Origin of the sequence: Janthinobacterium sp. Mn2066 (assembly GCF_049319705.1) — a bacterium.
Classification (GTDB): domain Bacteria; phylum Pseudomonadota; class Gammaproteobacteria; order Burkholderiales; family Burkholderiaceae_D; genus Janthinobacterium.
The window spans coordinates 38,258-57,960 of sequence record NZ_JBMOUF010000004.1; the positions used below are offsets into that span (position 1 = coordinate 38,258).

18 protein-coding genes and 1 riboswitch are annotated in these 19,703 nt (G+C 62.8%); of the genes, 8 read left to right on the forward strand and 10 right to left on the reverse strand.

The window, feature by feature from the left end; genetic code table 11:
- The first annotated feature begins 86 nt into the window (after positions 1-86).
- From ACL9RI_RS08670 to ACL9RI_RS08680, 3 genes are all read left to right on the forward strand, one after another.
- Positions 87-1,067 (forward strand): EDSAP-1 family PEP-CTERM protein, encoded by a 981-nt coding sequence (locus ACL9RI_RS08670; protein WP_422726181.1) that lies wholly within the window; start codon positions 87-89, stop codon positions 1,065-1,067.
- A gap of 242 nt (positions 1,068-1,309) precedes the next feature.
- Positions 1,310-2,290 (forward strand): EDSAP-1 family PEP-CTERM protein, encoded by a 981-nt coding sequence (locus ACL9RI_RS08675; RefSeq protein WP_422726182.1) that lies wholly within the window; start codon positions 1,310-1,312, stop codon positions 2,288-2,290.
- A 244-nt stretch (positions 2,291-2,534) separates the two neighbouring features.
- On the forward strand, positions 2,535-3,521 hold the full coding sequence (locus ACL9RI_RS08680; RefSeq protein WP_422726183.1) for an EDSAP-1 family PEP-CTERM protein: 987 nt from the start codon (positions 2,535-2,537) through the stop codon (positions 3,519-3,521).
- Between the two features lie 16 nt (positions 3,522-3,537).
- Here ACL9RI_RS08680 and ACL9RI_RS08685 read toward each other — a convergent pair whose 3' ends face one another.
- The 5 genes from ACL9RI_RS08685 to ACL9RI_RS08705 form a co-directional block, all read right to left on the reverse strand.
- Positions 3,538-4,236 (reverse strand): acyltransferase, encoded by a 699-nt coding sequence (locus ACL9RI_RS08685; RefSeq protein WP_422726184.1) that lies wholly within the window; start codon positions 4,234-4,236, stop codon positions 3,538-3,540.
- Positions 4,229-5,338 (reverse strand): molybdopterin biosynthesis protein MoeY, encoded by a 1,110-nt coding sequence (locus ACL9RI_RS08690; RefSeq protein WP_422726185.1) that lies wholly within the window; start codon positions 5,336-5,338, stop codon positions 4,229-4,231. The genes ACL9RI_RS08685 and ACL9RI_RS08690 overlap by 8 nt, the downstream gene beginning before the upstream one ends.
- Positions 5,338-6,207 carry a ThiF family adenylyltransferase gene (locus ACL9RI_RS08695; RefSeq protein WP_422726186.1) on the reverse strand — a complete coding sequence of 290 codons (870 nt, stop codon included), beginning with the start codon at positions 6,205-6,207 and terminating at the stop codon, positions 5,338-5,340. The genes ACL9RI_RS08690 and ACL9RI_RS08695 overlap by 1 nt, the downstream gene beginning before the upstream one ends.
- 160 nt (positions 6,208-6,367) lie before the next feature.
- Positions 6,368-6,565, reverse strand: coding sequence for a hypothetical protein (locus tag ACL9RI_RS08700; RefSeq protein ID WP_152259580.1), 198 nt, complete (start codon positions 6,563-6,565; stop codon positions 6,368-6,370).
- 77 nt (positions 6,566-6,642) lie between these two features.
- The gene (locus tag ACL9RI_RS08705) at positions 6,643-9,510 is read right to left on the reverse strand and encodes a M16 family metallopeptidase (RefSeq protein ID WP_422726187.1); all 2,868 of its coding nucleotides are present in this window, start codon (positions 9,508-9,510) and stop codon (positions 6,643-6,645) included.
- A 187-nt stretch (positions 9,511-9,697) separates the two neighbouring features.
- Positions 9,698-9,849: riboswitch (FMN riboswitch) on the forward strand.
- A 94-nt stretch (positions 9,850-9,943) separates the two neighbouring features.
- Here ACL9RI_RS08705 and ribB point away from each other — a divergent pair.
- Positions 9,944-10,591, forward strand: a complete 648-nt coding sequence (ribB, locus tag ACL9RI_RS08710; RefSeq protein ID WP_422726188.1) for a 3,4-dihydroxy-2-butanone-4-phosphate synthase — start codon at positions 9,944-9,946, stop codon at positions 10,589-10,591.
- Between the two features lie 7 nt (positions 10,592-10,598).
- Here ribB and ACL9RI_RS08715 read toward each other — a convergent pair whose 3' ends face one another.
- The gene (locus tag ACL9RI_RS08715; RefSeq protein WP_422726189.1) at positions 10,599-11,978 is read right to left on the reverse strand and encodes an MFS transporter; all 1,380 of its coding nucleotides are present in this window, start codon (positions 11,976-11,978) and stop codon (positions 10,599-10,601) included.
- A gap of 113 nt (positions 11,979-12,091) precedes the next feature.
- Between ACL9RI_RS08715 and ACL9RI_RS08720 the strand changes: the two genes are divergently transcribed.
- The 4 genes from ACL9RI_RS08720 to ACL9RI_RS08735 all read left to right on the forward strand — a co-directional run bounded on the left by ACL9RI_RS08720 (position 12,092) and on the right by ACL9RI_RS08735 (position 15,571).
- A complete protein-coding gene (locus tag ACL9RI_RS08720) occupies positions 12,092-12,952 on the forward strand; it encodes a LysR family transcriptional regulator (protein WP_422726190.1) in 861 nt (286 codons plus the stop codon).
- A gap of 61 nt (positions 12,953-13,013) precedes the next feature.
- Positions 13,014-13,829, forward strand: a complete 816-nt coding sequence (locus ACL9RI_RS08725; RefSeq protein ID WP_183739233.1) for an MlaE family ABC transporter permease — start codon at positions 13,014-13,016, stop codon at positions 13,827-13,829.
- A gap of 48 nt (positions 13,830-13,877) precedes the next feature.
- On the forward strand, positions 13,878-14,888 hold the full coding sequence (locus ACL9RI_RS08730; protein ID WP_422726191.1) for an MlaD family protein: 1,011 nt from the start codon (positions 13,878-13,880) through the stop codon (positions 14,886-14,888).
- Entirely contained in the window at positions 14,885-15,571 is a 687-nt protein-coding gene (locus tag ACL9RI_RS08735) for a hypothetical protein (RefSeq protein ID WP_422726192.1), read from the forward strand. Before ACL9RI_RS08730 ends, ACL9RI_RS08735 begins: the two co-directional genes overlap by 4 nt.
- On the opposite strand, the gene ACL9RI_RS08740 is transcribed toward ACL9RI_RS08735, so the two are convergent.
- The 4 genes from ACL9RI_RS08740 to ACL9RI_RS08755 all read right to left on the reverse strand — a co-directional run bounded on the left by ACL9RI_RS08740 (position 15,560) and on the right by ACL9RI_RS08755 (position 19,611).
- Positions 15,560-16,042 (reverse strand): hypothetical protein, encoded by a 483-nt coding sequence (locus tag ACL9RI_RS08740; RefSeq protein WP_422726193.1) that lies wholly within the window; start codon positions 16,040-16,042, stop codon positions 15,560-15,562. The genes ACL9RI_RS08735 and ACL9RI_RS08740 overlap by 12 nt on opposite strands.
- Before the next feature lie 95 nt (positions 16,043-16,137).
- Entirely contained in the window at positions 16,138-17,106 is a 969-nt protein-coding gene (locus ACL9RI_RS08745; protein ID WP_422726194.1) for an IS1595 family transposase, read from the reverse strand.
- Between the two features lie 81 nt (positions 17,107-17,187).
- A complete protein-coding gene (locus ACL9RI_RS08750; RefSeq protein ID WP_422726195.1) occupies positions 17,188-18,447 on the reverse strand; it encodes a DEAD/DEAH box helicase in 1,260 nt (419 codons plus the stop codon).
- Positions 18,448-18,531: 84 nt separating this feature from the next.
- Positions 18,532-19,611, reverse strand: a complete 1,080-nt coding sequence (locus ACL9RI_RS08755; RefSeq protein WP_422726196.1) for a DUF4105 domain-containing protein — start codon at positions 19,609-19,611, stop codon at positions 18,532-18,534.
- Between the last annotated feature and the right edge of the window lie 92 nt (positions 19,612-19,703).

Genomic DNA, 19,703 nt, shown 5'->3' on the forward strand with positions numbered 1-19,703 from the left:
TCGCTTTAACTCCCGCATGCGCATTTGCGCACAGGATCCGGGTCAGACTTTCTTCCACCAGCAAGCAGATGAATGAGGTAAGCAAAATGAAACTGTCTCAACTGAAACTTCTTCCGGCAGCGGCGGCGCTGGCCATGCTGTGCGCCGCCGGCAGCGCCCAGGCAGGCGCCTACGGCTATTCCTACGACAACATCTTCGGCCTGACCATCACCAATCCAACGGGGATCGTCACGGTGGCCAGCACCACCAATATCTCGCGCAGTACCTCCACCTTGAACGGCACCAGCATCATCAACGGCGGTTCCGGCATACTCGACTCGCCGCAAGCGGCCCTGGGCGCCGTCACCAAGGGCGAGAACGACTTCACGCAACAGGGGCCGAACGGCACCTACGCACGCGGCGATGCGCAAATCGTCAGCACCCAGTTCCCGCCCTTCCCGCCGGGCGCCACGACCACGCAGGCGGTCAACGTGGCCGAAGCGCATCTCGACAGCCCCGGCACGGCCGACGCCTCGGGCCGCAATGGTTCCACCACGGGCTTTTCCGTCAACTTCGTGGTCGGTTCGCCGACGGCCACCCTGGCCTTCAATTTCCTGGCCAACCCGTTCATGCAAGTCTTCCTGAACGGCGACGTCGGTCCCGGCTCATCGGCCACGGCCAACCTGGTGGTGACTTTCAGCATCACCAATGCGGCCGGCATCACCGTGTTCAACTGGGCGCCCGATGGCCTGCTCGGCTCCGGCATCACGGGTGGTACGGAAACGGCCGACGGCGCCAACCTGAATACCAATCTGTCGACCAACTTCCTGACCCGCGGCAATCTGTTCACCTATGACCCGACAGGCTGCGGCGCGCCCACGGGAACGGGCGTGGGCACGGCGTGCGGCGGGACCTTTGCGGCCCTGACCAATACCCTGGTAGCCGGCAACTACACCTTGACCCTGAACGCGGTGGAAAGCGTCGATCTGGTGAAAGTGGCGCCCATGCCAGAACCAGGCACCCTGGCCTTGCTGGGCCTCGGTCTTGCCGGCCTGTGCTATTCCAGCCGCCGCAAACTCACGGCCTGACAGCAGCTTGCGCGGGGCGACGGGCGAGGGCTTCCTCGCCTTTTTTATGCGCGTCGGCTTTCTTTACAGGCATGCGCTTCATACCTGCTGAAAATCAATAAAACCGACCCAAGTGCCTGATTTACAAGGCACTGGCAGTACTGGCATGAAAGCCGCTTTAGCGACTGCATGGACAGCTGTCCCACCCAAGGACAGGGCTCAGACTCTTTTAAACGGCAAGCAAACACCACGAGGTATTCCAAATGAAACTGGCTCAACTCAAACTTCTCCCGGCGGCAGCTGCGCTGGCCATGCTGTGCGCCGCCGGCAACGCCCAGGCAGGCGCCTACGGCTATTCCTACGACAATATCTTTGGGCTGGTCATCACCAATCCCACCGGTTCCATCACGGTCGCCAGCAGCAGCAATATCTCGCGCGGCACGGCCACCTTGAACGGCGCGAGCGTCATCCAGGGCGGTTCCGGCATCGTCGATACGCCACAAGCAGCCCTGGGTGCCGTCACCAAGGGAGAAAACGATTTTACGCAGCAGGGAGCGAGCGGCACGTATTCGCGCGGCGATTCGCAAATCGTCAGCACCCAGTTTCCCTCCTTCCCTCCGGGCGCGGCCAGTACGCAAGCCGTCAACGTGGCTGAAGCCCACCTCGATAGCGCCGGTTCGGCTGACGCATCGGGCCGCAACGGCTCGAATACGGGATTCTCCGTCAACTTCGTGGTCGGTTCACCCAGCGCTACCTTGTCTTTCAATTTCCAGGCCCATCCGTTCATGCAGGTCTTCCTGAACAGCGATATCGGCATAGGCTCTTCCTCCACCGCCAACCTGGTGTTTTCCTTCACCATTACCGATGCAGCCGGCAACACCATGTTCAACTGGGCGCCCGATGGCGTGGTCGGCTCCGGCATCATGGGGGGCACGGAAACGGCCGATGGCGCCGACCTGAATACCAATTTATCGACCAATTTCCTGACGCGTGGCAACTTGGCCACCTATGATCCCATGGGCTGCGGCACGCCCACAGGCACCGGCGTGGGCACGGCGTGCGGCAGCTTTTATGCGGCACTGACCAATCCGCTGCTCGCCGGCAGCTATACCCTGACCCTGAATGCCGTGGAAAGCGTCGACCTGGTCAAGGTGCTGGCCGTGCCGGAACCGGGCACCCTCGCCTTGCTGGGCCTGGGCCTGGCGGGCCTGTGCTATGCCCGCCGCCGCAAGATCACCGTTTGAAAAACACCAGGGAACAGGGACGGGGCACGCACCACGCCTCGCCTACGCTCCGTATCAACAGGGGCTTGTCGGCATTCTTTACATGTGCACGCCCGGGCACCCGGGAAATGGAGCCTTGCATTTTGTAAATCATTGATTTAAAAGAACAAATATCTTCTGGCAAGAAAATTGCTCATTCAGCATGGTAGCCCCCCCACCACGGCGGCAACAGCCACCTGAGCAACTTACTCGACGAGGATTTCACATGAGCTATCTTTCCCGCGCCCTGCTTCCCATCGCCCTCAGTGGCCTCATCATGGCCAGCGCCAGCGGCGGCGCGCAAGCCTCCGCCTACGGCTATTCCTACAATAATATTTTTGGCCTCACCATCACCAATCCCACCGGCGTCATCTCCGTCGCGGGCAACACCGACATTTCACGCTCGACGGCCACGCTCAATGGCAGCAGCGTGATCCGGGGCGGCAATGGCTTTGTCGATGCGCCGCAATCCGCGCTGGGCGCCGTCACCAAGGGACAAAACAATTTCACGCAACAAGGCCAGGGCAACGCCGCCTATTCGCGCGGCGATGCACAGATTGTCAGCTCGCAAATTCCACCATTTCCACCGGGAGCGACAAGTACCCACACGGTCAACGTCGCCGAAGCCTTTTTATTCGATACGGGCAGCGCCGACGCGTCCGGGCGCAATGGCTCGAACACGGGCCTGTCCGTCAATTTCGTGGTGGGCGCGCCCGGCGCCACGATCCTGTTCAATTTCCAGGCGGCGCCCTTCATGCAGGTCTATCTCGATGCGCTGGCCGGCCCGGGATCGTCTTCGACCGCCAATATGTCGGTCAGCTTTACGATTACCAATGCGCTGGGCCAAACCGTCTTCAACTGGTCACCGGACGGCGTCGCCGGTTCCGGCATTACGGGCGGCACGGAACTGGCCGATGCAGCCGACCTGAACATGAATTTTTCCGCCAATACCCTCACCAGCGGCAATCTGCTGACCTATGATCCGCTCGCCTGCGGCGCGCCAACGGGCACCGGCATCGGCACCGCTTGCGGCGGGACGTACACGGCCCTCACCAACAACCTGGTGGCCGGCAACTACACCTTGACCTTGAATACGGTCAACAGCGTGGACCTCACCATCTTTCCCCGCGCCGTGCAGGTGGCCGAACCGGGCACGCTGGCCTTGCTGGGCCTGGGATTGATGGGCTTATGCCTGAACCGCCGCAAAAGCTGAACCATGCGCTGAGGCGTCAGGAAGCCGCCGCATCGCTTGCGGCGGCCGTTTTTTTCAGCAGGCGCGCCGGCATGCCGCCCCAGATTTCGCCCGCCCCCACCACGCTATCCTTGGTCAGCACGGCGCCCACGGAAATGATGGCGCCATCGCCGATACGGGCACCGGCCATGATCACGGCATGCGCGCCGATGGTCACGCCGTCACCGATCACCACCGGCTTCAATTCCAGCCTGTCGCCCTCGATCACATGCGCAAACACTACCGCGTCATGGCCGACGATGCTATTGCGGCCGATGCGGGTCAGGGGCGGATCGAGCAAGGCGCCTGCGCTGTAGGTGTTATGGCCCAGCCGGGCGCCCAGCGCCAGATACACCAGTCGCAACAGCGGCAGCGGCAGGAAATGCGTGCGGATCAGGGAATTGAACAGCAGCAGGTAAAACAGGATATTGACGTTGGCGGCAAATTCCGCGCGCGAACCCGGTGCGGCCGCGCCTTGATGCAACGGCAACAGGCGCAGGAAGAGCCGGTAGACGGCAAACGCATACACGTAGCCGAGCACAACGGCAGCGGCCACCAGCGCCACGCCCCGCAAATCGCTCAGATAGTAACGGGGCAGCAGCGCGATCAGCCAGACCGCACTGCCTATGCCCAGCAGCAGGATCAGCGCCAACAGGCACAGGAAAAACACGATTTCCCTGGCGCCGATCTCACGCATGGGCCTGTCCCTCCGTGGCAGGCAGCAGCAAGTCCTTCAAGGGCCGGCGCAAGGAGCGCGCGAGGGCCGGCGTGCCAGCGCCGATGCGCCCAAGGAAGACGGCCCGTTCGCTGGCCTCGCCGCCCAGCAATGCCTGGGTTTGGGCCGCCAGTTCCTGCGCCATCTCGAGCATGCCATCGGTACGCGAAAAAGCCCGCCGTTCGCGCACATAGCGGGCAAAGATCAGCGGTGTCAGTTCGGGCTGCAATTGCAGGCCCAGCTGCGTGGCCGTCAGCCAGAAGCGCTGCATGGCGCGGCCGGCCGCCACGTAATCGTCGACCTGGCGCGGCGGCGCATCGGCCAGCAAGGCAAAATGCGCCGCACAATACATGCCGGGTAGCAAGTCCATCTGCAGCCGCGGCGCCAGGGTGCCGCCCAACCAGGTATTGAAAAAGTCCACGCGGCGCCAGCTTTGCATGATCCAGCGCATCAGCCTGGCCGTCAGCGGGTCCACGCCCAGCGCCTGGTCGGGGATGCGGTCGACGCTGAAGCGCGCGCCCCACTCGATCACGTCGCGGTGCACCTTGTGCGCCTCGGGCATGGTCAGGCGCAAGCGGGCATTGTCGAACATCAGCCGTGCACACGCCCATCTGGCCTGCCAGCCTTCGAACCACAGTACGCTGTAACCGGCCGGCAAGCTGGCCGCCAGCGCCGCCTTCTCGCTGGCCCGCAAGCGGCGCGTGCTCAGGCGCCGGCGCTGCACGCTGCGCTGGCGCAGGAACGCCGTCAGCGGGTCGGCAGCCAGGCCTGCTTCGTCCATAAAACGCACGTCGAAGGTCGGCAAGGTATCGGGCATGCCGCCGCGCCGCCGCGCCTGCATGCGCAAGCCATGGCTGCTGGCCACCAGTGCCATGCTTTCCAGCAAGGCGCCCAGCGACAGCTGGCTGGGGTGGCCATCGAGGTCGTAGACGCAGTGCGTGCGCGTATCGTGGCCATGCACGACCACCTGGCGCGGGCCGCGCACCTCGAAACGCCACGGCTGGGTGTTATCGCCGCTGGGCGCCCAGCGGGCCTGGTCGAGGATGTCTTCCAGCACGCTATCCATCGGAACAAAAGCTGCCATCACGCCCCCCTGGCGGCGCGGCGCCGGCGGATGATGGCCATGGCCAGCCTTTGCAGCGGATGGCGGTTGCCGCCGGGCCGCCAGGTATGCACCAGCTTGTTGCGGTAGGCGTCGAAATGCATGCCGCGCGGCGCGGCCATCACCTTGCCGCGCTTCAACAGGATTTTCAGCGCCTCCGTGGCCGCCGCGCCCGCGCACAATTGGCAGCCCATGCTGGTCGATGGTCCGCGCCGCTCCTGCAGATTGATGGCCGTGGGATCGACCAGATAGGGACCGTGCAAGCCTGCCGGGGCCAGCCCGACCAGGAAACGCAGGGCCTTTTCTTCTTCCGGCAAATCGCCCCAGCCGAAATATTGCTCGAACGTCATCTGGCCCGGCAGGAAATTCAGGACCGCCGTGCCCATGCCCAGCGGCGCGGCCGTGATGGCCGGAATGCCCAGCTGGGCGCACATGGCAAACGTGGCCTGGCGCGCGGGAAAGGCAAAGAAATCGAGGCCATCCACATATAAATCAACCCGGTCGAAAAAATCGGCCAGGTTGCTTGCATGCACGCCGTTCGGATATTGCTTGATCTGCAGTTCGGGATTGATATCGAGCGCCATGCGCGCCATCACCTCCACCTTGGGCTGGCCCAGGGTGGACATCATGGCGCCCGCCTGGCGGTTGAAATTGGCGATATCGAAGGTGTCGAAGTCAGCGATATGAAATGCGCCTATGCCCAGCCGCGCCAGGGTCAGCAAATGTACGCCGCCCACGCCGCCCACGCCGGCAATGGCGACCCGCTTGCCGCGCAAACTGTCTTGCTCTGCCCGCGTCACCCAGCCCAGGTTGCGGGCAAACGCCGCGTGATAAGAAAAACCATCCGTCATGCTCACCCCTGTTGATTGTCCCGATGGGACCAGAAATGATCAGACAGCCAGTGTTTTAAAAAGTTCCAAAGAAAAAAACAAACGGGCGGCGCCACCTGGTAGCACCGCCCGTAAAAATATTTATCAGCCACCTACGAACGCCACAGCGCCTGAGCAAAAATCAGGCGAGGGCTTCCTTGGCTGCTTCTTCCGGGGTCAAGCCGTCATAGAACTGGTCGGTAAACCACTCGACCTGCTCTTCGATATGTTCTTGCGCCTGCGCCACCGTGGCGCCGCCGGCCACCAGGAAGCCCTCGACTTCGATGCACCAGTTAATCAGTTCCAGGGTTTCCGGATCGAGTTCTTCTTTCTTAGCCATCTTCAGTTCCTAGTTAGTTGCGGTATTGCTTGGACAGGCGACAGTTTAACAGCTCTGCCGCCCGTGCTTGCCTGCAATCAACGCACCTTGACCGGCGAGACCTTGCTACCAGACAATTTCTTCGCTTCCGGATACAGCACCACCTGCACATAATTATTCATGTCCAGATAGCGCTGGGCCGCCAGTTTCACCGCTTGCGGCGTGATGGCGTTGACGCGCTGGTCAAATTGCAGGATTTGCGCCGGGTCGCGGCCCTGGGTCACGGAAGCAACCAGCTGGTTCATCCAGTAATTGTTTTCCTGCATGGATTTTTGATGACGCGTGATCCAGTTCAGCTTGACCTTCTCCAGGTCGGCCGCCGTCGGGCCATCCGTCTTGATCTTGTTGATTTCAGCAAACGCCGCCGCGATCACCTTATCCACGTTTTCCGGCGCCGTCGGCAAGGTCAGCGCCACCGCATAATGGCCGTAGGGATGCTGGCCCATGGAGGTTTCAAAACCACCGCCGTAGATCATGCTCATCTTTTCGCGCAGCACTTCGATCACTTTCAGGTTGAGCACTTCCCCCAAAGCCTGCAAGGTCAGCTTTTGCTCGTCCGTATAGGCCACGTCGCCATTGAAGGTAATCGAAATCGTACTCTTCGGTTCGCTGCCCACCCGCACTTCCTTTTTCACCACCCCGGCCACCGGGCGCAGGCCCACGTCGCGGTAGGCGTGCGGCAGGTCCGCCACCGGCAAGGTGCCCAGGTAGCTGGCGATCAGCGGCTTGATCCTGTCGACGTCAAAGCTGCCCGTGAAGACAAAGGTCATGCCGCGCGCACTCGAAAAACGCTGCTGGAACACATCGAAGGCGCGGTCCAGGCTGACCTTGTCGAAGTCCGACGCGCGCGGCACGCCTTCCACGCGCGGGCCGTCGCCAAACGTGGCGTGCTGGATGGCATCGTAAAACACGGCTTCCGGCTGCAGCAGCACGTTTTTGGCCAGGTCTTGCTGCTTGCCGATAAACGACTGGTACAGGCCCGCATCCTTGCGCAGATGGGTAAAGTACAGATGCACCATTTGCAGCATCGATTCCACGTCGGCACTGCTCGACGAGCCGCCCAAGCCTTCGCTCAGCTCGCCCAGCGAGGCGCCCACATTGACCGTCTTGCCAGCCAGGACCTTTTGCAAGTCCAGCGGCGCCAGGTCTTTCAAGCCCATGCTGCCGATCACGGCGCTGGCATAGCGGGCATTGTAGATATCGGCGTCGCCAAACAACGACTGCCCGCCGAAACGCGTCGAACCCATCAGCACCTGGTCATTCTTGAAATCCGTGGGCTTGAGCAGCACGCGCACACCATTGCCCAATGTCAATTCCGTCACGCCAATCGCGCTGTTGAGCGTTTCGCTGGCGATGCTGCCGCCGGCCGGCGGAGCATCCATCAGCTTGCTTGCAAACGCTTTCTCCGTGCGCGGCTCGACCGTTTTCTGTTCCGCTTGCGCCACCGCGTCCAGCAATTGCTGCTGGGTCGGCACGCTCGCGGCCTTGTCGCCGGGCTTCGGCGTGGCACCCATGAAGACCACCAGTTTCTTTTGCTGGTCAGGGATCACCTTGGCAACCGTCTCATTGATTTCCTGCAAGGTTACTTGCGGCAACAGTTCCTGTGCATACATCAACTCGTTGGCGATGCCGGGGATGGCTTCCTGCTCCAGGAAGTTGCGCGAATACTCGGCCACGAAACCGGCCGAATCGGACTTGTCGCGCTCGCTGTATGCGCGCTCGTAATTGCGCAGCATGTTCTTGCGCGCACGGTCCAGCTCATCCTGCGTAAAACCGAAGCGGCGCGCCCGCTCGTCTTCTTGCACCAGCGCATCGATGGCCGGCTGCACGCCGCCCTTGCCCAGCAAGGCATAGGCGCTGAACGATTCATAGCCGCGCACCAGCTTGCCCATGCTGCTGCCACCCTGGATAAACGGCGGATTGGCTTGCTGCGTCAATTCCTGCATGCGCGCGCTGAGCATCTGGCCATACAGGTTTTCGATCATCTGGCGGCGGTAGTCGGCGATCGTCACCGCTTCGGGCGCGGGACGGATCGGGTAGCGGATGAAGACCGTGTCGTCCGGCGCTTCCTTGTCGGTAATGACCAGCGCTTCCGTCTGCGAGCGCTGCGGCACTTCCGCATACAGGCGCGGACGCGGCTTGGCCGGGTTCTTCAGCTTGCCGAAGTGCGCGCGTATCATCGCTTCAGCCTGTTTTGGATCGACATCGCCCACCACCATCACGGCCATCAGGTCCGGACGGTACCAGTCATTGTAGAAACGCTTGATGGTGGCCGGCTTGAAGGTCTTCAGGATGGATTCCTTGCCGATCGGCATACGCTCCGCATAACGCGACCCGTTCAGCAGTTTTGGGTACAGCAGCTTGTTCATGCGGTCGTTGGCGCCCTTGCCCAGGCGCGCCTCTTCCAGGATGATGCCGCGCTCGCTGTTGATGTCGGCCGGATTGAATTTCAAGCCATGCGCCCAGTCTTCCAGCACCAGGAAACCCTTTTCCAGGTTTTCCTTCTTCGTGGTGGGAATCGGCAACACGTAGACGGTTTCATCGAAACTCGTGTAGGCGTTCAGGTCGGCGCCGAACTTGACGCCGATCGATTGCAGATATGAAATGAGTTCATTGCGCTTGAAGTGCGTCGAACCATTGAAGGCCATGTGTTCGGTGAAATGGGCCAGGCCTTGCTGGTCTTCATCTTCCAGGATGGAGCCGGCCTTGACCACCAGCCGCAATTCCACTTTCTGCGCCGGCCGGTCATTTTTCTTGATGTAATACGTCAGGCCATTTGGCAGTTTTCCTACGGTAACTTCAGGCGCCAGCGGCAAGGGATCGCTCAGGCGGATTTCAGCTTGGGCCATGCAAGCGCAGGCCAACAGGACAGCGCCCGAGATCAGGCGTAATTTACTCAGCTTCATTTATTCTCATAGGTAAGATTCGGTAAGCGTACCTTACACCGAATTGCCCCACCCGCCATTAAAAACAGCTTAGAGAGTATTACCATTTAGAAATGATTTGAAAACAATTTGGAAACGGCGCCCTCGCCTGCCGGCTTTTTTCATCTGTGCTAAAGTATTGCCGTCGGTCATGTGGACCGGCATAACAATACGTCTTCGGGGCGGGGTGCGATTCCCCACCGGCGGTAGAGACCGGCAACGGCCAAGCCCGCGAGCGCTTGTCAGACTTCGTTTGGCAGGGTCAGCAGATCTGGTGTGACTCCAGAGCCGACGGTATAGTCCGGATGAAAGAAGATGTGCAGTAGTGTGATGTCCCATCGCCACGCCGATGCGGCCAGTTGCGTCTATTCGCTTGCCCTGTAGCGTTTTTCGCCCATGCGAGGAGCGTTTTACCATGTTAGTCAACAGCTACACCGTTGTTTCCGATGACCTTGAAGGTCGCATCCAGTCTGCCCTGGCCGCCATGCGCGCCGGCATCCCCGTCATCCTGCTCGACGATTTCGACCGTGAAAACGAAGCCGACCTGATTATTTCGGCCGAGAAATTGACGAATGAAACCATGGCCCTCCTGATCCGCGAATGCAGCGGCATCGTCTGCCTGTGCCTGCCCACCGAGACCGTCAGCGCGCTGGAATTGCCACCGATGTCGGCCGACAACGGCAGCCGCTACGGCACGCCGTTCACCGTATCGATCGAAGCGCGCGAGGGCGTCACCACGGGCGTATCGGCTGCCGACCGGGTCACCACCATCCGCGCCGCCATCGCCCAGGATGCCAAGCCGTCCGACCTGGTCCGTCCTGGCCACGTCTTCCCGCTGCGCGCCGCACCGGGCGGCGTACTCGAACGTCGTGGCCACACGGAAGGCTCGGTCGACCTGTCGCGTCTGGCAGGCCTGAGCCCGGCCGCCGTGCTGTGCGAACTGATGAATCCGGACGGCACCATGATGCGCGGCGACGATATCGAACGTTTCGCCGAACTGCACGGCATGCCCATCCTCACCATCGAAGAGATGGTGGCATGGCGCAAGAAACATAACGTTTAAACTATCTTCAGGCAGTGACCGCCTTGGGCAAATGCACATGGCGGTACACCAGGCTGGCCGCCAGCGCATAGCCGGCGGCCATGATGGCGTAGGCCAGCGGCAAGCGCAGCGACCAGTCCGGCAACATGTGCAGGATGGTGCCGATCAAGGCCACCCCCACCAGCGCGCCGATCTGGCGGTTGGCGTTCAAGGCGGCCGCCGCGCTATTCGCATATTGCTTGCCAGCCACGCGCATCACGGTGGCCGTCATGGCGGGAATCGCAATGCCGATCGCCACGTTCATCACGGCCGTGCCCAGCGCCAGCAAGACATACGGCGTATCGGGCTTCAAGCCCATCAGCACCAGCGCCATCACGGCCGCCACCAGCAAGCCATACAGCATGGGCGGACGCGTGCCATAGCGGGCCGAGATCGCGCCGGCCGAGAAATTGCCCACCGTATAGGCCGCCATCAACGGCAACAAGTGCAAGCCCGACTGCAAGGCATCGGCGCCGCGCACTTGCTGCAGATATAAACTGAGCAGGAACAACTGGCCAAACACGCTGAAATTGATCAGGAAGCCCACGCCGTTGGCGGCGCCAAAACTGCTGTTCTGGAACAAGGCACGCGGCAGCACCGGATGGCTGCCGCTGCGTTCACGCGCCAGCAGCGCGCCAGCAGCGACCACGGTCAGGGCCAGGGCCGTCAACACGGCCGGCGACAGCCAGCCCAGGGCCGGGCCTTCGATCAGCACGAAGCTCAGGCCTGCCAGCGCCAGCACGCCCAGCCCATGACTGAGCAGCGACAAATCGCGCGGCTGCCTTGCGGGCGCCGCCAGCAGTACTTGCGCCATCACGATGGCCAGCAGGCCGATCGGAATATTCACCCAGAACACGCTGCGCCAGCCAAACTGGTGCACCAGGATGCCGCCGATCAGCGGTCCCGAAGCGCCGGCCACGCCGACCAGCGCCGACCAGGCGCCCAGCATGCGCGTGCGCACTTTTTCATCCTCGAAACTGTGCGTCAGCAAGCTCAGGGAACTGGGCATGAACAGGGCCGCGCCGGCGCCTTGCAGCAGGCGCGCGGCCGTCAGGAAATGGCCATTGGGCGCAGCGCCGCACAGGATGGAACCCAGCAGGAAGATGCCCAGGCCCGTCTGGTAAATGGTTTTCGGGCCAAAACGGTCGGCCAGCGCGCCGCCGGCCAGCAGCAGCGCGGCAAACGTCAGGGTATAGCCATCGACCACCCACACCAGGCCGGTGAGCGGGATATGCAGGTCGCGCGAGATATCGGACAACGCCACATTGACGGCGGTGACATCGATCATGGCCATCACGAAGCCGAAGGCCAGGGTCGCCAGGACGAGGAAGTTACTGGAACGGGGTACAACAGAAGCAGCAGCAGACACGGTCTTTCCTTGAGAGCAGGCGGACCGGTCATTGTAGGAGTGTTGCGTGATGCAGTAAATACGCATAAACTCGGCACTCCGATGCAAAAATGCATCACTTGAAAAATTGCTATATGGATTGGGATAACGCCCGCATCTTTCTGGCCATCGGCCGCGCCGGCACCCTGCGCGGCGCGGCGGCCTTGCTGCACATCGACCAGGCCACCTGCGGACGCCGCCTGGCCGCGCTGGAAACGTCGCTGGGTGCGCGCTTGTTCCTGCGCACGCCGTCCGGCTACCTGCCCACGCCCGCTGGCGAACTGGCCCTGAAGGCGGCCGAAGCCATGGAAAAGGCGGCCGACAAGCTGCAGCGCGACATGCAGGGCGTCGACAACCGCCTGTCCGGCCTGGTGCGCCTGGCCACCACCGACACCATGGCGTGCCATTTCATCATCAGGGCCATCCAGAACCTGCACGCGATCCATCCCGATATCCGCGTGGTGCTCAACGTGGCGCCGCAGATGGCCAGCCTGACGCGGCGCGAAGCCGACCTGGCCGTGCGCGCCGCCCGCCCGCTGGACCCCGACCTGGTGTCGCGCCACCTGATCAAGCGCAGCCTGGGCCTGTATGCCGCCAAGAGTTACCTGGCCGTGCGTGGCGAACCCGTGCGCGGCACCGGCCTGGCCGGCCACGACATCGTGATTTACCACGAGTCGGTGACGCCGCGCCATGCGGAAAAAATCGCTGGCGAGCCGGTCACCAACGCCCGGGTGGCGATGGAAGTCAATACCGGCATGATGCTGCAGGAAGCCACGCGGGCTGGCCTGGGCGTGGCCGAACTGGCGACCCACCTGGGCGACGGCGACCCACTGTTGCAGCGCATCTGGCCCGAGGTGGCCGAACCGTACGACGTGTGGCTGGTGATGCACAACGACCTGTCGCGCTCGGCGCGGGTGCGGGCGGTGGCCGACGCGATTATCGACACCGTGCGCTGACGCCTGCCGCACCATACCGGCTGTATCGCGTGCCGTCCCCGTCTGATGCTAAGATGCCATGATGAGCCGCTCCGCCTCCATCATCATCAGCCTGCGCCGCCTGAACCGGACCACCATCGCGTGGCTGGCCAGCTGGTGGCGCCTGGCGCATTTCTCCATCCTGATCTTTTCGCTGGGCCTGTCGCCATCGAGCTATAACCGCAAGCACCGCCCCGTGCTGGCGTACCGGCTGGTCACCAATACGGCCCCCAACCTGGTCTGGTTCAGCGTCGCCTGCGCACTGGTCAGCCTGGTGCTGATACGCATCGTGGTGGTCAGCGCGCAAAGTTATGGCCTGTCGCGCTATGCGCTGGAAATGGTGGTGCGCGTGCTGGTGCTGGAATTGATCCCCCTGACAGCCGCCCTGTTCGTGGCCTTGCGCATCACCCTGCCCGACGGCATTGCGTTTGCGCAAATGCGCGCCTCCGGCGTGCTCGACACCATGCAGCGCCAGGGCAAGGATCTGCTGCGCGGCGAATATTTTCCGCGCGTGATGTCCGGCATCTTCGCCGTGTGGATGCTGGCCATCGTCAGCTGCGTCACTTCGCTGATCCTCGCCTATCTGACCATCTACGGCTTTACGCCATGGGCGCTGCAAGGCTACACGCGCGTGGTGGGCCAGATCTTCAACCCCGCCGTGGCCCTGATCCTGATGCTGAAAGTGATCTTCTTCAGCTTTGCCGTGGCGCTGATCCCGCTCGCCTCGTCGTACTACCAGGAAGACGCGCAAAGCCGCCGCAGCCGCCTGTGGGCCGCGCACGGCCTGTCGGAAATGCTGCGCCTGTTTACCGTCATCCTGCTGATCGAAGTCGCTTCGCTGATGGGAAACTACTATTAAATGACGAACGATGATGCCCGCCCACCGTCCAACACAGAGCCTGAAGCCATGAGCCAGACACCCATACCCGACCAGGCCGACATCACGGCGCCCGATTCCGCCCTGCCCGCGCCGCCGCCCGTGCGCCATGCCGAACTGAAGGCCGCCATTTTGCTCGTCTCGATGTTCGTGCTGATCGTCGGCTCCGTGCTGTACCTGATGTATGCGCGCGGCGCCTTCGAGGCGACCCAGGTGCTGGTGCTGACCACCGACGATTCCGACGGCGTGGTGGTAGGCGCCGACCTGACTTTTTCCGGCTTTCCCATCGGCCGCGTGCAGCGCATCGAGCTGTCGCCGGACGGCAAGGCGCGCGTCATCATCGACGTGCCCAAAACCGATGCGCACTGGCTGCGCACCAGCAGCATCTTTACCCTGGAACGCGGCATCGTGGGCGGCGCCAAGCTGCGCGCCTACAGCGGCATCCTGACCGACCCGCCGCTGCCCGACAACGCCACCCGCGATCTGCTGGTGGGCGACATGGCGGCGGAAATCCCGCGCCTGCTGGCTGCCGCCAAGGATTTGCTGAACAACCTGGGCACCCTGACGGGCGCCGATTCCCCGCTCGACTCCACCTTGCGCAACGTGCAGGCAGTGACGGGTAAGCTGAGCGGCCCGGCAGGCGCGATGGGCCTGATTACGGGCAACGACAAGCAGTCGCAATTGCTGATCGACCGCGCCAACGCGCTGCTGCTCACGGCCGACCAGCTGGCCCGCCGCACCGACGGCCTGGTCGCCAACGCCGACACGCGCGTGTTCGGCGACAAGGGCGTCATGACGGATGCACAGGCCACCATCGTGCAACTGAACGCGCTGCTGGCCGATACCCGCAACAGCCTGAAAAAAGTCGACGCCGTGCTGGTCGAGGCGCAAGCCGTGGGCGCCAACGCCAAGGCCGCCACGGCCGACCTGGGTCCGCTGCGCGCCGACGTGGAAAGCAATCTGCGCAAGGTCGAACAACTGGTCAATGAAATCAACCGCAAATGGCCGTTCAAGCGCAATCCGGAGATCACCCTGCCATGAGAATTGTCAACACCACCCTGTGCGCCCTGGCCGTGGCCGCCTCGGCAACACTGGCCGCCTGCTCCAGCGGCCCGCCCGTGCCCGACTGGAAAATGAATGCGCAAAGCTCGGTCGAGCGCTTCCAGGCAGCCTATCTGAATGGCAATGCGCTGATCGAACAGACGGAATTTGGCCGCGCCCGCGACCAGGTAGGATCAACCGGCAAGATCGATCTGATCGCCCGCATCGAACTGCTGCGCTGCGCCACGCGCGTGGCCAGCCTGGTCTTCGAAGAATGCACGGGATTCGAAGCGCTGCGCAATGACGCCTCGCCAGCCGACCGCGCCTACGCCGACTACCTTGCGGGCAAAGCCGGTATCGATCTCACGCTGCTGCCAGAAGCGCAGCGTGCCGCAGCCGGCGCCAGCAGCGACACGGCGGCGGCCAGTGCCGTGGCCGCGATCAAGGACCCGCTGTCGCAACTGGTGGCGGCCGGCGTGCTGCTGCGCTCCAAGCGCGCCACGCCCGCCTTGCTGGACACGGCCGTGGCCACGGCCTCCGACCAGGGCTGGCGCCGCCCGCTGCTGGCCTGGCTGGGCGTGCAGCGATTGCGCGCGGAACAGGCTGGCGATGCGCAGGAAGCCGAACGTATCCGCCGCCGCATGGATATCGTGGAAAAAAGCGGCAAGCCGCTAACTGGATGATTGACCGGCCGGGCAAGGCAAATCGCGATAAAAGATGAATCCACCGAGGCCGATGGACTTGGTGTCTGCCTTGACGCGGTACACCAGCATATTCCTGGCAGCGTCCAGGCGCAGCAGATTCTGGTGCAGCGACACATCGCCATGGCCTTGCGCCAGGATGGTGGTCGGGTGCAGGGTCAGACGCAATTCCGACGAAGCTGCATCGTAAGTCCAGCTGCCGGGATTAAAAAAGGTAAAGCCGCCATCGAAACGCAAACGGCCATCCTTGAACTGGGTGAGGCAGATGCCATCGAATTCGCCGGGCGGGTTATACCAGGTGGCGGCGACGTCGTTATTCAAGCCGGGCGGCGATGCGGACGCCGGGCCAGGCATGGCCGACACGGGTTTCGCCCCGCCCTGTATGCCGGCGCAGGCGACCAGCAAGGCCGCGCACGCAAGGAACCCCGCCAGCCTGATTGTTTTCATCTGCATGCCCGCTCCATTTAGTTGCTCTCAAGAACGGCCATCTTAAAACGGGAAAGCCAGCCGCTCAAGGGGCTGGCGCACATAAGCACCTTTATTTATGGCTATGTCACCGTCAGATATGGGAACTCTCCCAAGCTTGCCTTCAATAATGTTTCAGCAGACAGGATGCGCCTGGCATCGAGTATCCAGCGCCAGCCCAGGTAGTTGGCTAAATACCGTGTCGCCACGCCATGAAAAATGGACAACCATCCGCGCAAGCGACTGTGATACGCGTTCACGTTCTGCACGTGGACTGCGCCGCGCACGCGGATGCCGGCACGCAAGTTGACGGCTTGATGGCTGATGCCCGTTTCCCTGGCAAAGGCGGCATACGCCGCATGGCTATCCGTCACTAGCAGGATGTCGCGGTCGATCACGGGCGGCAAGCAAGTCAAAAGTTGCTTCTTCGTCAGTTGGCCCTTGCCGGTGACGAAATCGATGGTTTGCCCGGTGCGGTCGCGCGCCACCAGGATGCAAACATGTTCGCTGGAAATGCCGCGTTGGCGGGCGTGACCACCACGCCGGCGTGCAGGACGCTGCAAATGCCGCGCCCCTTTTTCTGATTCCAGCAGATACATTTCATCGGCCTCGGTGATGCCATGCAGGCAGCGCGGGCGGTCGGTTTTTGCCAGCGATAAAAAACGGTGGCGCCAGCGAAAGCTGGTATTGCGGTGGATGTCCAACTGCTGCGCCGCCTTGCGTACGGAATCCGAGTTCAACAGGCAATTCGCGTAGTCCAGCCACAAGGCTTTGTGACGCAGATGGGCCAAGGGCGTGCCCGTCAGCGCATTGAATGTTTTGCCGCAAGGCACGCAGCGATAACGCTGCAGATCGTTGGCGCGGCCATGCCGGTGCACATGCCGTGCGTGGCAAGCCGGGCAACATAGCCGCGCCTGAGCCGTGCGTTCGATCAGCGCGACAGCCGCTTGCTCGGGCGGCGTACCGCTCAACATTACTACGCTGTCGAGGCGTTGGCGCCGGGACAGCATGGCGAACTGCGCTATGAATGCCTGCCACTGTGTTTGCAGCATGATGGCCTCCCTGTTTAGCTGGTCTGATCAGTCAGACCTCAGCTTTGCAGGCAGGTTCCCCTATTTAACGAGGACAGAGCCTTATTTATTACCAACTTGCTCCAGCTTGGCCGCCGCTTCGCGCAATTTATCCTTTTTGCTCTTGCGGACGCCTTTCACACCGCCATTCACCGTATCGGTCACGGCGCTGACGGGCATAGGCAATTCCGTCGGCTCGAAGCCGGCCACCACTTCGCGCACGATGCGCAGGTCGTTGCGGTTTTCGATCAGGCGGAAATGCGCTTCCGTATCGGCCGTGATGAAACTGACGGCCGTGCCGCTCTCGCCTGCGCGGCCGGTGCGGCCGATGCGGTGCGTGTAGTCGACGGCCGAGCGGGGCAAGTCGTAGTTGACGACGGCCGGTAAACCAGCGATATCGATGCCGCGCGCCGCCACGTCGGTGGCGACCAGCACCTGCAAGCGGCCTGCCTTGAAGTCGGCCAGCAACTGGCTGCGCGTACCCTGGCTGAATTCGCCGTGGAAGGCGCCCACATGCAGGCCGGCGCGCTGCAGCTTGTTCGCCACGTGTTCGGCCGCGTACTTGGTGGCAACGAAGACCAGCACCCGCTCCCATTGCTGCTGCAGGATCAGGTAGCGCAGCAGCTGCGTGCGGCGCGGCAGGTCGACCGTGATGGCGCGCTGCACGATATCGGGCTTGTCCTGCGGCTCGGAGGCCACCTCGATGCGGGCCGGGTTGGCCAGCAAACTGTCGGCCAGCGCCTGCACGCTGTCGGGGAAAGTGGCCGAGAAAAACAGGTTTTGCCGTTTCGGCGGCAGCAGCGCCAGCACGGCATTGATTTCTTCCGTAAAGCCCATGTCGAGCAGGCGGTCCGCTTCATCGAGCGCGAACAGCGACACGCCGCCCAGTTTCACGGCATTATGCTTGACCAGGTCCAGCAGGCGGCCCGGCGTGGCGACCACGATATCGGCGCCGCCGCGCAAGTCCATCATTTGCGGATTGATCGAGACGCCGCCGAACAGCACGGAAATTTTCAGCTTGACGGGCAGCGGCTTGGCCAGCGCATGCACGGTCTGCCCCACCTGCGCCGCCAGTTCGCGGGTGGGCACCAGGATCAGCGCGCGCACCTGGCGCGGGCCGGCAGCGGGCGCCATCAGGGCTTGCAGCAGCGGCAACGCATAGGCGGCCGTCTTGCCGGAACCCGTCTGCGCGGCGCCCAGCACATCGCTGCCGCGCAGGATGGCGGGAATGGCGGCGGCCTGGATGGCCGTCGGCGCGGCATAGCCGGCTTTCTCGACAGCGCGGACCAGGGCGGGAATCAGACCCAGTGAGGAAAATGGCATAGCGGGCCTTCGTGTATTCTTGGAAAGGCGCCAGTATAAAGCAATGCCAGTCCAGGCCCAACCAGGCGCCCGCTCCAACACCGGCTATGGCCGTTTGCGTCCCTGCACCTGCTTGGGCATTTGCAGGCTCGGGTAACCATCTTCATCGTAGCCGGGCATGCCGCGCCGGATCGCATGCGAAAAATCGCGCTCGTCATTGGCCGCCCGCGCCCGTGCCGTGATATGGCCGCCATCGCGCAATTGCTGGAAGGTCCAGCCCGGCACCAGTCCCCGCACGTCGAACAGGTAGCGGTCCAGGTAACCGGAGGCCAGCAAGCGGTAATCGACGGGCAGGCCAGGCACGATGCGGCGCACCATCTCGAACACGATGGTGGTGCAATTGGCCGTCAGGGTATTGTAGAACTGCGGCTGGTTTTTCAGCGATTGCGCTTCGTCCAGGTAGGCCAGGAACAGCGAACGCATGGCGGCGCGCGGCATCATCACGCGGTACAGATGCATGTCTTCGCCACGCGCATTGGTGCGCACGCGCAGGATGTCGCGCTCGTCGGCGGCGATCAGGCTCATTTCAAAATGCTTGAAAAAGCCGCCGATGGCGGAAAAACTCTCGCCCTTTTCCTTGCGGATTTCAATCGAAAACGTCAGGAAGCGGCCATCGGCAAAACCGAACGACACCAGCGTATGCGCGATGAATGGCCCGGTCCAGTACGACAGCGCCGTATCGACCGTGCGCAGCTCGTCGAGGTTGTAGCTGCGCTGCTCCCACTTGACCGTGTAGTCGTCATCGCTGCGCCAGTCGAAATTGCGCACATTGTCCAGGGTGACGATATTGCCCCGGAGCGTGCCCGTCACATTGTGCGCCACGTCATCGGCCCAGGTACGTTCCTGCCTGGGTCCGATCAAGCTCCACCACAGCAGCATCAGCACGAAACCGCCCGCATACGGCAGCAGCACGGAGGCGCCGCGATGCCGCCACCACAGCGCGACGCTGGCCACACCCAGCCCGGCCCACAGCAGCGCGCCGATGGTTTGCGCGGCCGCGCCGCCGCCGAGGTGGTACCACAGCGCCAGCGCGCCCCACAGCGCGCTCAACAGAATAATAAAAGAAGCGGCAGCCTTGCCGATGGTGCGCAGCACGGCGCTTGCACGGTCTGATAAGAAAGTCATGCCGCGATTATAAGACGAAGTTCAGAAAAGCAAGTTTTAATGGTGTGCCAGAAGATCCGGGCGACCAGGGCACGGCATGACCCGGTGCCCCG

What these genes read in the sequence shown, in the direction of transcription:
- ACL9RI_RS08740 (WP_422726193.1), bottom strand. Translation starts at nt 16,042, where the DNA reads ATGCAGATGAAAACAATCAGGCTGGCGGGGTTCCTTGCGTGCGCGGCC.
- ACL9RI_RS08705 (WP_422726187.1), bottom strand. Translation starts at nt 9,510, where the DNA reads ATGAAGCTGAGTAAATTACGCCTGATCTCGGGCGCTGTCCTGTTGGCC.
- ribB (WP_422726188.1), top strand. Translation starts at nt 9,944, where the DNA reads ATGTTAGTCAACAGCTACACCGTTGTTTCCGATGACCTTGAAGGTCGC.
- ACL9RI_RS08690 (WP_422726185.1), bottom strand. Translation starts at nt 5,338, where the DNA reads ATGGCAGCTTTTGTTCCGATGGATAGCGTGCTGGAAGACATCCTCGAC.
- ACL9RI_RS08720 (WP_422726190.1), top strand. Translation starts at nt 12,092, where the DNA reads ATGGATTGGGATAACGCCCGCATCTTTCTGGCCATCGGCCGCGCCGGC.
- ACL9RI_RS08730 (WP_422726191.1), top strand. Translation starts at nt 13,878, where the DNA reads ATGAGCCAGACACCCATACCCGACCAGGCCGACATCACGGCGCCCGAT.
- ACL9RI_RS08675 (WP_422726182.1), top strand. Translation starts at nt 1,310, where the DNA reads ATGAAACTGGCTCAACTCAAACTTCTCCCGGCGGCAGCTGCGCTGGCC.
- ACL9RI_RS08685 (WP_422726184.1), bottom strand. Translation starts at nt 4,236, where the DNA reads ATGCGTGAGATCGGCGCCAGGGAAATCGTGTTTTTCCTGTGCCTGTTG.
- ACL9RI_RS08735 (WP_422726192.1), top strand. Translation starts at nt 14,885, where the DNA reads ATGAGAATTGTCAACACCACCCTGTGCGCCCTGGCCGTGGCCGCCTCG.
- ACL9RI_RS08670 (WP_422726181.1), top strand. Translation starts at nt 87, where the DNA reads ATGAAACTGTCTCAACTGAAACTTCTTCCGGCAGCGGCGGCGCTGGCC.
- ACL9RI_RS08750 (WP_422726195.1), bottom strand. Translation starts at nt 18,447, where the DNA reads ATGCCATTTTCCTCACTGGGTCTGATTCCCGCCCTGGTCCGCGCTGTC.
- ACL9RI_RS08680 (WP_422726183.1), top strand. Translation starts at nt 2,535, where the DNA reads ATGAGCTATCTTTCCCGCGCCCTGCTTCCCATCGCCCTCAGTGGCCTC.
- ACL9RI_RS08745 (WP_422726194.1), bottom strand. Translation starts at nt 17,106, where the DNA reads ATGCTGCAAACACAGTGGCAGGCATTCATAGCGCAGTTCGCCATGCTG.
- ACL9RI_RS08725 (WP_183739233.1), top strand. Translation starts at nt 13,014, where the DNA reads ATGAGCCGCTCCGCCTCCATCATCATCAGCCTGCGCCGCCTGAACCGG.
- ACL9RI_RS08700 (WP_152259580.1), bottom strand. Translation starts at nt 6,565, where the DNA reads ATGGCTAAGAAAGAAGAACTCGATCCGGAAACCCTGGAACTGATTAAC.
- ACL9RI_RS08695 (WP_422726186.1), bottom strand. Translation starts at nt 6,207, where the DNA reads ATGACGGATGGTTTTTCTTATCACGCGGCGTTTGCCCGCAACCTGGGC.
- ACL9RI_RS08755 (WP_422726196.1), bottom strand. Translation starts at nt 19,611, where the DNA reads ATGACTTTCTTATCAGACCGTGCAAGCGCCGTGCTGCGCACCATCGGC.